The sequence below is a fragment of the Streptomyces sp. NPDC088350 genome, assembly GCF_044753545.1.
In the GTDB taxonomy this organism is placed as follows: Bacteria; Actinomycetota; Actinomycetes; order Streptomycetales; family Streptomycetaceae; genus Streptomyces.
In genome coordinates this window covers 294,224-307,354 of the sequence record NZ_JBIVNL010000006.1, presented here as the reverse complement: position 1 = coordinate 307,354, position 13,131 = coordinate 294,224, and the positions used below count along the sequence as shown (strand labels likewise).

Genomic DNA, 13,131 nt, shown 5'->3' with positions numbered 1-13,131 from the left:
TCAGCAGTGGGCGGCGCGGTCGCCGGAGCTCATCTTGGCGTCCTTGAAGGTCACCGTGTCCCACTCCGGGTGGTCGCTGTTGGCGCCGGAGGACTGGTAGTTGTTGACGTACCAGATGTAGTGGCCGTAGTAGCGCTTGCCGAAGTGGATCTCGTACCAGCCCTTGGCCTGCTGCTTGGCGGTGCCGCGCTCGATCCAGCCCTTGTAACCGGCCGGTATGTTGAGCGTGTTGCTCTCGGTGTCGGTGTGCGAGGCCTCCCAGCTGTGGCTGTAGCTCGCGGAGATGCTGGCCGTGAACACCTTGAACCACTCGTAGCTCGCGCTGACCGTGATGCCGAAGGTGTTCGTGGAGCCGGTCGTGTCCGACCAGTCGATACGGTGCTGGTTGGTCTGGCTCGCGCAGTTGAACGCGGTGCTGCCGACCTGGTGCGTCGGACCCGTGTAGGTCCAGTAGTCGGTCGCGTGGAACTGGCACAGGTCCGCCCAGCCGCAGGCGTCCAGCAACTCCTTGGTGGTCGGGCTGTCGGCCGCGGTGGCCTGCGGAGCCGCCATCAGCGACGCCCCCAGGGCGAGGGCCGCGACGGCCCCCGCGGTACGGACCATGCGCTTGGGGAGAGCCGGCTTGCGGAGTGCGGGCTTGCGGAGTGCGAATGACATCGGGGTACTCCAGTGGGGGGGCCGACGGAGGGACCGTCGGCGCGAGACGGTGTGGGTTCCCGGGCGGCCGACGGGGTTGCCGTCAGCCGCCCGTCCGTTCCGCCCACCGGGGAGATGAGGCGGACCGGGCACGCCCTACTCTTGGGGGCCCCGATTTGTTGATCAATGCAGCTCAGAGGCGTAAACAAGCCGGATTCGGGTGCGGGGACAGGTAGTTGAACGCAGGGTTGACGGCGCGTTGCCCGGACCGTTCGGCGTCAGGGACCGCACACGCGCAGGTAGGGCACGCCGGGAAGGTAGGTCCGCCACTCGGCGGCGGTCAGCGTCCTTCCGGCGCGCGCGCAGAGGCGGGTGACGACCGCTGAGGGATCGACGGCGTACCGCTGGACGGGGACGTGAGCGCCACCGGCGTAGACGGAACCGCCGTCCGCCGCGAAGGCGAGGGAGAGGATCGCGTCACCCGGGGTGCCGAGGCTGCCGCCGAGGGACTGCCGCGCGTCGACGTCCCAGAGCCGGAGGGCGCCCGAGCCGTAGCCCACCGCGAGGGTACGGCCGTCGGGGCTGAAGGCGAGCGCGGTGACCCGCGAGCAGGCGGTGCAGTCGGCGGCGGAGCCAGGGGCGGGTGGGATGACGGCGGCCAGGGTGCGGATGCCGCGTCCGCGCCAGAGGGTGACGCCGCCGAAGCCGCCGCCGGTCGCCAGGTATCTTCCGTCGCGGCTGAGCGCGACGGCGTACGGGCCGTCCCCCTGGTCGAACGGCACGGTCACGCCGTAGGGCAGGTCGTCGGCCGGGCCGCGGTAACCGCCGACGAGCGCTGCCCTGGCCGCTCTGGCCAGGGCCCGCGGTCTGTCGCTTCCGGTACGGCGGACGGTGTCCCACACCTCGCCGTCGAGCGAGCCGGCGGGGGTGACCCGGGAGAGCAGCAGCTCCCGGCCTCCCGGGGTGAGCGCGAGGGAGCGGACCTCGGATCCGGCCGGCCCGACCGGGTCGAGCGAGGCCAGCGGCCGGTTGCCCGGCACGTCCCACACGACGAAACGGGGGGACCGGGCGGACCGGGGGCGCGGGGAGAGCAATGGTGGAGAGGAGGGTTGCGAGGGAGGGGCGCCGATGCCGTAGGCGAAAGCCCGGCCGTCGGGGCTGAACGCCATCAGGGGGCGACCGCTTCGCTGCTCGGCACTCGCTCCGGTTCCCTGTCTGCCGACGGGCACCGACGGCAGGGGTGGGTCCATGACCCGGCGGCCGGTCCTGGTGTCGCTGAGCCGGAAACGGTAACCGCCGCCGTAGCGCTCGGCGGTGGCCAGCAGGCGGCCGTCCGGGCTGAGCAGCAGGCCGGCCGGTGCCCGGTCGGACCACGGGGTGGTGAGCGGCACCGAGAGGTCGAGGGAGTGGACGGTGCCTCCCGCCAGGTAGCGCAGGGTCGGGTAGGCGGGATCCCAGGCGAGGGCGGTGACGGGTCCGTCGGCCGGCAGCCGGCGGAACACCGGCGCGGCCGGGGACGACAGTCGCCAGACCGTCACGTCGTCCGGTCCGACCGCCGCCAGAAACGTTCCGTCAGCGGTGAAGGCCAGGTGGCGGTCGGCCGGGCGGGCGATGTCGGCGAGCTGTCGCCCCGACGCGGTGTCCCAGACGCGTATCCCGGTGGCCGCGACCGCGGCGAGCCGCGTCCCGTCGCCGTCGAACGCGAGGGCCGAGGACGAGCACTCCGTAACCGGCGTGCTCTGCCAGCCTCCCGGCAGCACACGGTGCCGGACGGTGTCCCACAGCGTGAGCGGCCGGCCCGGTGCGCACACGGCCGCCAGCCGGGCGCCCGCACCCGGGACGACGGCGTCGGCCGTCGCCGTCTCGAACAGCAGCCGGTCGTCCGCCACGGCGCGCAGCCGGGTCGTCGAGTCCGGGCCGTGGACGACGTAACTGCCGCCGTCGGCACCGAAGCCGACGACCTGGCCGGCCACCGCACGCGGGCCGGAGAACTCCCCCGCCCCGGCGCGCAGCCGCCACAGCCGCCGCCCTCCGTCGTCGGCCAGGGCGAGGGTCCGACCGTCGGGGGCGACCGCGACCAGGGGGGTGGCCGAGACGTCCGGGGGGCCTGAGGTGTCCGACGTACCCGAGGCACCCGCAGCATTCGACACCCCCGAAGTCCCCGACACCCCCCGAAGCCCCGGTAGCCGCCCCCCGCCGGTGCGCCGGTGCGTGGTCACGTCCCAGGTTGTCCACCGGCCCGCGCCCACGGCGAGCAGTGTGCGGCCGGAGGCGGTGAGGAAGTCCCGTATGCCGTCGCCCTGTTGGGGGGCGGTGAAGACGTCCCGTTCGGGATCGGCCAGGGCGCCGAGCAGGGCCGCGCGGCTCTCGGGCAGCGGGGCGAGCCGCCAGGCGGCGACGCCGAGCAGTGCCGCGGTGCGGGGGTCGGTCGCCATCGCCGCGCCGGCCAGCGCGGCGGCGTGCCGGGCGGCGGCCCGGGTGCGCTCCAGGTCGGCCGAGCGGACGGCGTCCCAGGCCACCTCGCCGGTCAGCAGGGCGCCCGCCGTGACGAGGGAGAGGGCGAGGAGGAGCGCGCGTACGCGGCCCCTCGCGCGGTGGGCACTCCAGCGCTCCATGCGGTGGGCCACCCGGGAGGCGCTGAGGAAGGCCCGTTCCAGGCCGGTGAGATCGTCGTCGTCGCGGCCCCGGACGAACAGCACGTCGGCGACGGCGAGACGGACCCCCCGGTACAGGGAGCCGGCGTCACGGCCGTGCTCCTGCCAGCTGCGGGCGGCCTCACTGAGATGACGGTGTACGCGCAGCCGGTCGCGGTTGCCCTCGATCCAGCACTGCAGCCGGGGCCAGCCGGTGATCAGGGCCTCGTGGGCGAGTTCCGCGTTCTCCTCGTCCAGGGTGACCAACCGGGCGCGGGCGAGCCGTTCGAGGACGACGGGGACCTCGGGGTCCTGCCACTCGCGCAGTTCGGCACGGCGTACCGGGCGACGGGTGTCGGGGCCGCCCTCGCCCGGGGCGATCAGCGCGAGCAGGAGCCGCTGGGCGGTACCGGCCTGGTCGGGGGTCAGCCGGCCGTAGACCTCCTCGGCCGCCCGGGCGATCGCCCCGTGCACGCCGCCCGCCTCCTCGTACGCGGCGAGGGTGAGGACACCGCTGCGCCGTCTGCGCCAGGTCTCCCGCAGGGCCTGCGACAGCATGGGCAGTGCGCCGGGCCGGCCGGCGACCTCCTCGACGATCCGCTGGGTGAGCTCCCGCTCCACCCTGAGGCCCGCCGCCGTGGCCGGTCCGACGACCGCCTCCCGCAGTTCCGTGCGGGTCATCGGCCCCACGGTCAGCGCGGTGGTGCGCAGCGCCTCCGCCAGGCCGGGGTGCTCCGCGCAGCGGTGGGCGAAGTTGCGGCCCACCGTGATGACGACCCGCAGCCGGTGTGCCGGGTCCCGGGCGGCGAGCAGCTGGTCGACGAACCGCCAGCGGTCGGCGCGGTCCCTGCAGAGCGTGAAGACCTCCTCGAACTGGTCCACCACGACGAGGCGTTCGGGACCCTCCGGCCGCGGCAGGAGTAACCGCCCGTGGGTGGCCGCAGGCCGCGCGCCCGGCGTGATCATCCGGAGCCGGGCGTCACAGCCCGTCTCGTCGACCACGGTCTCCAGCCGGGGCATCAGCCCGGCCCGCAGCAGCGAGGACTTCCCGCTGCCGGACGCCCCGAACACCACCACGAACCGGTGCTCCAGCACCATGCGTACGGCGTCCTCGGCCAGCCGGTCCCGCCCGAAGAACAGGTTCCGGTCACCGTGTTCGAACCGCGCCAGCCCCTGGTACGGCGACTCCCCGTCCTCCCCGGCACCCGCCTTCGCCTCGTCGGCCGCGGCGCCCAGCCGCTTCTCCCATACGTCGGGATCGGCGCCGCACACCTGCGCGTACGCCCGCACCACCGTCACCGACGGCAGCCGCTCTCCCGAGGCCGCCCGCGACAGCGCGGCCACCGAGAGGCGGGCCCGCTCGGCCATCTCGCGGTACGACGGGGAGTCGGCCTCCCTGCGCAGGGACCTCAGCTCATGGGCGAAGCGCTGCACCGGCCCCTCGTCAGGATCCAGTGGCCGCTCCGGACGCCCACGCCGGCGCGTCACGGGTACTCCGGGAGAGGGCTTCGCGGCTTCACGGGCGATGTCATGGGCGATCGCTTTCGCAACGACAGGGCTGCTCAGGCGGATCGGCCTGAACAGTCGGACCGTTGGGCTGAGCTCCGCCGTCGACAGGAGCGCGTACGGCAGGCGGGAACCCCTGAAGGCACTCCGGACGCCGTCGGAGTGAGCCTCCCGTCGGCGAGTATGTCAGTACAGCTTGAAAGTGAGAAGACTTTCCTGGAATCCGAAATACGCAACAGCAACAGCAACAACCGCAACCGCAACCGCAGAGGAACATGGCTTCCGGCGGAACGCGATCAGCCCGCCCCGGCGTCTCACACAGGACTCGCGCGCTCCCGGCGGGTGACAGGAAGCCAAGAAACCTCATTCGGGCGAAAGGCACACCCGATGGCCGCACCCACCCCGCACGAGACACCGGACAACCTCCACGCCACAGCGGTTCCACCCGAGTTCGCCCGGCGGCTGCGGGACGAACTCCCCTCCGTGGCCGCCGAGGTGGAGGACGTGGTCCGAAGACAGGTACCCGAGTACGCGCAACCCGACAGCGCTCTGGGCGACCGGCTGCGCACCGGTGTCGTGCAGGCGCTGACCCTCTTCGTCGACCACGTCGCCGACGCGCGCGGCCAGACGGACGCGATCGCGACGACGTACTACGAACTGGGATGGAACACGGCCATGGCGGGCCGGAGCCTGGAGGCGCTGCAGTCCGCGCTGCGGGTCGGCGGTCTGCACGCCTGGCGCCGGCTGGGCCGCAGCGCGGAGGACCTGGGGCTGGACTCGGCCGTCGTGTCGGCGCTGGGCGAGGTCGCCTTCCATACCGTCCACGAGGTCGCGGAGGCCGCCGCGGCCGGCTACACGGAAGCGCGGGTACGCGACTCCGACGAGCTGGAGCGGCGTCGGCGGCGCCTGTTCGATCTGCTGGTCAGCGAGAAGCCGGCACCGCCGAACGCCGTCGAGGAGCTGGCGCACGGCGCGCGGTGGGCCGTACCGGAGCGGGTCGCCGTGGTGGTGCTCGCGGCCGGTCCCGACGGTCTCGGCGAGGAGCCGCCGACGCCGGCGGGGACCCTGGCCGACCTGGACGCCCGCCCCCCGCGGCTGCTGCTCTCCGACCCCGACGGCCCGGACGGCTCCCACGGCTCCGGCCGCTCCGCCCGCTTCGGTGACCGGGCGCTGGCCCTCGCGTTGCGCGGCCACACGGCGGCGCTCGGCCCGACCGTGCCGCTCGCCGAGGCCGCGCGGTCGCTGCGCTGGGCGACGCGCGCCCTCCACCTCGTGGAACGCGGCGTCCTGCCCCGGCAGGGGCTGCTCCGGTGCGCCGACCACCTCGCGACCCTGCTGCTGTACGGCGACGAACAACTCCTGGCCCACCTGGAGGCCCGTGCCCTCGGGCCGCTGGAGGCGGTGCCGGAACCGCAGCGCGCCCGGCTCCGGGAAACCCTGCTGGCCTGGCTGCTCGGCGGGAGCAACGTCCCCGACACGGCCGCCCGTCTGCACGTGCATCCACAGACCGTCCGCTACCGGCTGCGGCAGCTGGAGAAGCTCTTCGGCGACGCCCTGCACGACCCCGGCACCCGGCTGGACCTCGTGCTCGCCCTCCAGGCGGCCTCCGCACCGGCCGACTGAACTTCCGCAGCACTGAAACTCCGCAGCACCGAACTTCCGTGACAAGGAACGGGCCTGTCTTTGTGCCCAGGTGACAAGCACAAGCGGAATGCTCCCCTCACCTCGCCGCAAAGAGTGACGACATGTCCGTTGACCGTGCCCATAACACCCCATCGCGGGCGGCTCATAGGTTGGGAACACCCCTTGCACAGGTGCACCACGCTCCCCACAAGCGAAGGAACTTCCCTTGCAGAACCGTTCCCTTGACGCAGTGCCCCCGTCTGACGCAGCGCCCCCGTCCGACTCCGCGCACCGGCCCGGCCGGCACCGCCGCACGGGTGCCCGCCGCGCCCGATGGGCGGCGGCGACGGTCGCCGCGGCCGGGCTCACCGTCGGCGGCACCCTGTACGCGCAGGCCGCCACGGTGACCGCCGCCGCGGCGTCGTGCTCCGACGTCGACGTGTCCTTCGCCCGGGGCACCGGCGAGCTGCCCGGCGTCGGCATCGTCGGCTCGCCGTTCACCAAGGCCGTCGCCTCCGACCTGCCCGGCAGGACCGTGACGGTCTACGCCGTGGACTACGCCGCCGACTACGCCCAGAGCAGCGCCGGGGCGGGCGCGACGGACATGAGCAAGCACATCACCTCACTGGCCGCGCGGTGCCCGGACACGCTCTTCGTGATCGGCGGCTACTCCCAGGGCGCCAGCGTCACCGACATCGCCACCGGCATGAAGACCGGCCTCGGCTCCGGTACGGCGATACCGGCCTCGCTCGCCCCGCGCGTCGCCGCCGTCGTGACCTTCGGCAACCCGGTCCACCTCACCGGCCGGAGCATCGAGTCCGGCAGCCCGGCCTACGCGCCCAAGTGGGACGACTTCTGCGCCTCCGGCGACCCCGTCTGCGGCGGCGGCGCCAACGGTGCGGCCCACATCGCCTACCTGTCCAACGGCGACACGGAGGCGGGCGCGCAGTTCGCCGCCGAACACGTCCTCGCGCTCAAGAACTGACCCCCCTGGACCGTCGGCCCGGCAACCCCCCTGCCGGGCCGACACCCGTTTGCACGAGAACCGATCGTCTCGTCTTCATCTCATCCGACCCGCTATTGCACAGCTGTGACGGTGAGCGCACAGCTCCGTCATGCTCGGTGGGAAGACTCCTCTCATCGCGAGAGGCAGCGAGCCGAGCGGACCGGTACCGGTTCCGGGGACGGCGGGCCCTTCCCGCGAGACTCCCGTCGCAGCGTCATTCACATCCCTGGGGGAACCTCGATGTCCGCTCGTAACCGCCGGAGCACCGCAGTCGCCGTCACCGCGGGTGCCGCCGCACTGCTCACCCTGTGCGGCGCCGCCGCCACCGCGACGGCCGCTCCGTCCTCAGGCGGTGAGGCCAAGGGCAGCGCCGCGATGGTCGCCGCGGCCGTGTCCGGCCACACGGTCACCGTGCCCAGGGGGCTCACCCTCAGCAACGGCACCCGCCACGTCATCGTCAACGGCAGGTCCATCGACTTCGGCACCGTCGTCCGCGACCTGGCCTGGAACCCCAGCGGCAGCAAGGCCGCGTTCATCGACGGCCACGGCAACCTCGTCGTCTCCAACCCGGACGGCAGCCACCGCGTCACCGTCGCCGCCACCCCGGGCGGGCAGACCTGGTCCCACCCCACCTGGCAGGTGGCCGCGGCCGACCGTACGAACGGGATCCCCGCGAAGAACAACCTCATCTTCTCCGCCAAGATCCACGGCCACACCGTCCTGGAGAGCGTCAAGGCCACCAGCGACCACGGCAGGCCGGCCAGGATCAGCCTGAACGGCTACGCCGGAGACGCCCAGGTCCCCCAGACCGACAACACCTGGCCGAACGCCGGCGGCGGCTACGGCACGGCCGTCTACGAGAACACCCACACCGACGAGGTCTACATCCGCGACGACTACCTGCGGCAGCAGGGCGGCGCGCTGGCCAAGGGCTCCGAGCCCGCCCTCTCCCCCGACAACGAGGAAGTCGTCTTCGTCCGCTCCGTCCACGGACACGACCACCTCTTCGTCGAGGACTTCGGCGGCTCCACCACCACGATCAAGGACGTCACGCCCAGCGCCACCACCGACTACACCGAGCCGACCTGGTCGCCCAACGGCAGGACGATCGCCTTCCGCGCCCCCACCGGTACCTACACCCTCACGAAGACCGCCCACGGCTTCGGAAAGCCCGTCAAGGTCTCCTCGCATACCGGCCTGCCCGCCTACCGCGGCTGACCGCCGCCCAACCGGCCGCCGGAGCGGGCGAGTTCGGCCCGGAGCTCCGGCAGGTGCTCGTCGGCCGTGTCGTGCGGCAGGTACTCGACCACATCGAGAAAACGGAACAGGACCTGGGCCTTGGTGACGGCGAACTCGTAGTCGCCGTACCCCACCACGGCACCCATGTCCCCTCGAACGGCGCCCCGGACGACATGCGCGGTCATGTCGTCCGGGCTTTCCGCTGTCAGCCCCCGCCGCGCGTTGGGGCGGGCCAGATACGGGCAGACCATCGAGGCGTAGAGCATGCACGCGCGATGCCCCGGACCCTCCAGGGTCGCCGCCATGTTGCGGTACGGCCGCCCGGCGGCGAGCGCCTCACCGATCGCGGCACTCTCCGCCGCGCCCACCACCCGCCACACCGGCCCTCTGGGCATCAGCGTGTCGCAGACCGAGCACAGCCGCTGTCGCGCGCACTCGGCGCTGCGCCCGTAGTCGGTGAGCGCGAACTGGGGCTGGTCGCCCTCCCACGGGGTGATCGCGGGCACGGGATAGCCACGGCTGTCACGAGGCCTGGCCCCGACGGTCGCCGGCATGGGAACGGAGTCGAAACGCACACCCCATGGTGAACCAGACGGCCTCGCCACCGCCATGGTTGTCGGGATTCCAGGACGGTCGGGGACTTCCCGACCGGCCGCGCGGGGCCGGCGAGAGGCCGGTGGCGGGGGCCGGTGCCCCGTGCGTTGCGGTGACGTGTTCACGTCGGCCGCGGCCAAGGGCTCACTCACCGTCAGGACGCTGGACCGGAGCGGCAAAGCGGTCTACGCCCAGGTGGCGGTCCACAACACGCGGACGAACGACTTCCGCTTCATCGAGGGCAACAAGAAGACGTCGCTGCCCAACGGCAGTTACGAGCTCGCCACGTCCTTCACCGGCGGCAACGGCGACGACGGCGTCGTCGGCGGCCACAGCGTGAAGGTCTCCGGGGCCACGACGACCACGTTCGACGCCCGGAAGGGCCGCGCGGTCAAGGTCTCGATCAGTCCCGGCCCGGGCAGCGGATACGACCGCACGGTCAGCGCGGCCGTCTGCGCCACCGGCAACAGCCCGGCGACCATGAGCACGTCGCCAGGAACGAGGCGGGTGCCGGGTCGACCACGACCGTCCACCTGGGCATGCAGCGCCTCGGCACGGACGACGGCACGATCGGCCGGCTGTCGGACAGCGTGAAGTCCGTGCGCGCCTGGTACACCACCGACAACGGCGCCCACTGGCACGCCGTCACCGCGAAGCTGTCCGGCGGCAAGTGGTCCACCGCCGTGCCGACGGCCCGTCCGGGGAATCTCCCCGGACGGGCCGTCACTCGTCTACCGCGATTTCCTCCTCGCCGCATCCAATCCAAGGTCCCCGCGGGAACGGATTACGTCCGGACATGTCCCGACCGTGGAGGCCCTCGGTGAAAGAAGCAGTGCGTATCGGCAGGAACGAACCGGCGGGGCCCGCCCTGGAGGAGTTGGTGGGGCGGGTGGCTCTCGGGGACGAGGACGCGTTCGGCGGTGTCTACGACGCCGTGGCGGGGCCGGTGCTGGGGGTCGTGCGGGCCGTGCTGCGTGACCAGGCGCAGTCGGAGGAGGTGACCCAGGAGGTGCTGGTGGAGGTGTGGCGGACGGCGCCGCGGTACCGGTCCGACCGGGGTACGGCCATCAACTGGATCCTCACGCTCGCCCACCGGCGGGCCGTGGACCGGGTGCGTTCCGTGGACGCCGCGGCGGCCCGGGACCACAAGGCCGCGCTGCTGGACCGGATTCCCGAGTACGACGAGGTGGCCGAGCACGTCGAGGCACGGCTGGAGCGGGAACAGGTACGGCGTTGTCTGCGCACGCTGACCGAGCTCCAGCGCCAGTCCGTCACCCTCGCGTACTACCGCGGCCTGACCTACCGCGAGGTGGCGGAGGCGCTGGCGCTTCCGCTGGGGACCGTGAAGACCCGACTGCGCGACGGACTCATCCGGCTGCGCGACTGCCTGGGGGTGACCGCGTGACGACCATCGACCTGCACCGGCTGACGGGCGCCTACGCCCTGCACGCGCTGTCCGACGAGGAGAGCGCGGCGTTCGAGCGTCACCTGGCGGGCTGCGAGGCGTGCGCGCAGGAGGCCGCCGAGCTGACCGCGACCGCCGCCCGCCTGGGACTCGCCGTCTCCGCGACACCCGCTCCGGAACTGCGCGAACAGGTACTGCGCCGGATCACCACCGTCCGCCAGGAGACACCCGGCAGGGCGGCGCAGCCGCGTCCCGTCCTGGCCGGTCCGCGGGCCCGGGTGTTGTCCCGGTGGGCGCTCGCCGCCTGTCTCGCCGCGGCCACCGCGCTGGGCGGTACGGCCGTCTGGCAGCACCAGCGGGCCGAGGACGCCCGTACCGAGGCGCGCGCTGCCACGCGGGCGACGGACGAGATCGCCGCCGTGCTGGCCGCGCCGGACGCCAGGACCCGGGCCGCGGCTCTGACCGGCGGTGCCACCGGCACCGTCGTCGTCTCCCGGGGCCGGGGCAGGGCCGTGTTCGTCGTCTCCGGGATGGAGCGTCCGCCCGGCGGGAAGGTCTACCAGCTGTGGTTCGACGACGGCGGGACCATGCGGTCGGCCGGCCTGATGAACCCCGACCGCGGCGACCAGGCCGTCCTGCTCCGGGGCAGCGTCGACGGCGCGTCGGGCATGGGCATCACCGTCGAACCCACCGGCGGCTCGCGACACCCCACCTCCGCCCCGCTCGCCCTGCTGCCCTTCCCGGCCTGAGCGGCCTTCCGCGGATGCGCGGATGCGCCTTCCGTTTCTTTTTCCGGAGCCGAAGCGGGCGCGGATTGGTCGGAAAACGTAATTCATCCGATCGTGGAAACGACCAATCCGCAGGGCTTTCGGGGCCGGATTCCCCACGTGACCGAGAAAGAGCAGAAACCCGCCACAGCACTGCTGATCCTGCTTGGCGCGTTCAGCGGCCTGCTGGCGGGATGCGTCGCGCTGACGGTCGCCGAGGCGGTGGCGGGAGCGGTCCGTCCGCAGGCCGGGCCGGTCGTCGCGGTCGGCGGTGCGGCGATCGACCGGACGCCGGCCGCCGTGAAGGACTGGGCGATCCGTCATTTCGGCTCCGACGACAAACTGGTTCTGCAGCTCGGAATTCTCGCGGTCCTCGCGCTTTTCGCACTGGTGCTGGGAATTGTCGCCCTGCGATTCCGGCGCACCGGCGCGGCCGGTGTTCTGGTGTTCGGAGTCGTCGGCGCGATCGCGGCGACGAGCAGGCCCGACTCGACCGGTGTCACGGACGCGCTGCCCTCCGTGGCGGGCGCCGCCGCCGGAGCCGTACTCCTGTACGTCCTCGTGGGCCGACTCGTACCCCCGGCCCCCGCGCCCGGGGCACCGCCGTCCGGCGCGGGATGGGACCGGCGGGGCTTCGTGATCGCGGCCGGTGCCGCGGCCGTGGCGTCGGCGGGGGCCGGTCTGCTCGGCCGTTCGCTGAGCGGTGCCGGCGGACGGGACGCGGTCGCCTCCCGCCGGAACGTGGTGCTGCCCGCACCCGCCTCCCCCGCCCGGCCCGTACCCAGGGGCGCCGGCCTCCGCATCCCCGGCGTGAGCCCCTTCGTCACAGCCAACGGCGACTTCTACCGCGTCGACACCGCCCTGGTGGTGCCGAAGGTCGACGCCACGACCTGGCGGCTGCGCCTCCACGGCAAGGGCATCACCCGGCCGCTCGTCCTCTCCTACGACGACCTGCTGCGGCGGGAGTTGACCGAGCGGGACATCACCCTCACCTGTGTGTCGAACGAGGTCGGCGGCCCCTATGTGGGCAACGCCCGCTGGATCGGCGTACGGCTGGCGGACCTGCTGGCCGAGTGCGGGGTGAGGCCGCCGTCGAAGGGCGGGCCCGCCGACCAGCTGGTGGCGCGTTCCGTGGACGGGATGACCATCGGCAGTCCGGTCGAGGACGTGATGGACGGCCGCGACGCGCTGCTCGCCGTCGGCATGAACGGCGAACCGCTGCCCTTCGCGCACGGCTTCCCGGTCCGCATGGTGGTGCCCGGCCTGTACGGCTTCGTCTCCGCCTGCAAGTGGATCAAGGACATCGAACTCACCACCTTCGACTCCTACGACCCCTACTGGGTCAAGCGCGGCTGGGCGCGCCGGGCGCCGGTCAAGACGCAGTGCCGGATCGACACCCCCAAGCCGTTCGCCCGGCCCGGGGCCGGCACGGTCATGGTCGCCGGGGTCGCGTGGGCCCAGCACCGGGGCGTCGACAAGGTCGAGGTGCGGGTCGACGACGGGCCCTGGCAGGAGGCCCGGCTGGCGGCCGAGGACACCCGCGACACCTGGCGCCAGTGGTCCTTCCCCTGGCGGGCCACCAAGGGCGGCCACACCCTCACCGCGCGCGCCACCGACCGCACCGGCGCGCTCCAGACCGACAAACGCGCCCGCACCCTCCCCGACGGCGCGAGCGGATGGCACTCCGTGGTCGTCACCGTCGGCTGACCCCGAGCCGCCTTT

At 73.1% G+C, this 13,131-nt stretch carries 10 protein-coding genes; 7 read left to right on the top strand and 3 right to left on the bottom strand.

Annotation, left to right across the window (positions count from 1 at the left end; all coding sequences use genetic code 11):
* Both ACIQBL_RS22805 and ACIQBL_RS22800 read right to left on the bottom strand, forming a co-directional pair.
* Complete coding sequence (locus tag ACIQBL_RS22805; RefSeq protein ID WP_401944493.1) at positions 1-657, bottom strand: hypothetical protein; 657 nt, start codon at positions 655-657, stop codon at positions 1-3.
* A 257-nt stretch (positions 658-914) separates the two neighbouring features.
* Complete coding sequence (locus tag ACIQBL_RS22800; RefSeq protein WP_401944491.1) at positions 915-4,757, bottom strand: hypothetical protein; 3,843 nt, start codon at positions 4,755-4,757, stop codon at positions 915-917.
* Positions 4,758-5,162: 405 nt separating this feature from the next.
* Between ACIQBL_RS22800 and ACIQBL_RS22795 the strand changes: the two genes are divergently transcribed.
* From ACIQBL_RS22795 to ACIQBL_RS22785, 3 genes are all read left to right on the top strand, one after another.
* A complete protein-coding gene (locus ACIQBL_RS22795; RefSeq protein ID WP_401944490.1) occupies positions 5,163-6,398 on the top strand; it encodes a PucR family transcriptional regulator in 1,236 nt (411 codons plus the stop codon).
* A 250-nt stretch (positions 6,399-6,648) separates the two neighbouring features.
* Positions 6,649-7,383 carry a cutinase family protein gene (locus tag ACIQBL_RS22790; protein WP_401944489.1) on the top strand — a complete coding sequence of 245 codons (735 nt, stop codon included), beginning with the start codon at positions 6,649-6,651 and terminating at the stop codon, positions 7,381-7,383.
* Between the two features lie 261 nt (positions 7,384-7,644).
* Positions 7,645-8,622 carry a hypothetical protein gene (locus tag ACIQBL_RS22785; RefSeq protein ID WP_401944488.1) on the top strand — a complete coding sequence of 326 codons (978 nt, stop codon included), beginning with the start codon at positions 7,645-7,647 and terminating at the stop codon, positions 8,620-8,622.
* Here the strand turns inward: ACIQBL_RS22785 and ACIQBL_RS22780 are convergent.
* On the bottom strand, positions 8,610-9,197 hold the full coding sequence (locus tag ACIQBL_RS22780; RefSeq protein ID WP_401944486.1) for a hypothetical protein: 588 nt from the start codon (positions 9,195-9,197) through the stop codon (positions 8,610-8,612). The two genes, ACIQBL_RS22785 and ACIQBL_RS22780, sit on opposite strands and share 13 nt — an antisense overlap.
* A gap of 157 nt (positions 9,198-9,354) precedes the next feature.
* On the opposite strand from ACIQBL_RS22780, the gene ACIQBL_RS22775 reads away from it, so the two are divergent.
* From ACIQBL_RS22775 to ACIQBL_RS22760, 4 genes are all read left to right on the top strand, one after another.
* Positions 9,355-9,831, top strand: coding sequence for a hypothetical protein (locus tag ACIQBL_RS22775; protein WP_401944485.1), 477 nt, complete (start codon positions 9,355-9,357; stop codon positions 9,829-9,831).
* Between the two features lie 226 nt (positions 9,832-10,057).
* Positions 10,058-10,642, top strand: a complete 585-nt coding sequence (gene sigK, locus ACIQBL_RS22770) for an ECF RNA polymerase sigma factor SigK (protein WP_401944483.1) — start codon at positions 10,058-10,060, stop codon at positions 10,640-10,642.
* Entirely contained in the window at positions 10,639-11,391 is a 753-nt protein-coding gene (locus ACIQBL_RS22765) for an anti-sigma factor domain-containing protein (protein WP_401944481.1), read from the top strand. The genes sigK and ACIQBL_RS22765 overlap by 4 nt, the downstream gene beginning before the upstream one ends.
* A 138-nt stretch (positions 11,392-11,529) precedes the next feature.
* Positions 11,530-13,116, top strand: a complete 1,587-nt coding sequence (locus ACIQBL_RS22760) for a molybdopterin-dependent oxidoreductase (RefSeq protein WP_401944480.1) — start codon at positions 11,530-11,532, stop codon at positions 13,114-13,116.
* Positions 13,117-13,131 lie beyond the last annotated feature (15 nt).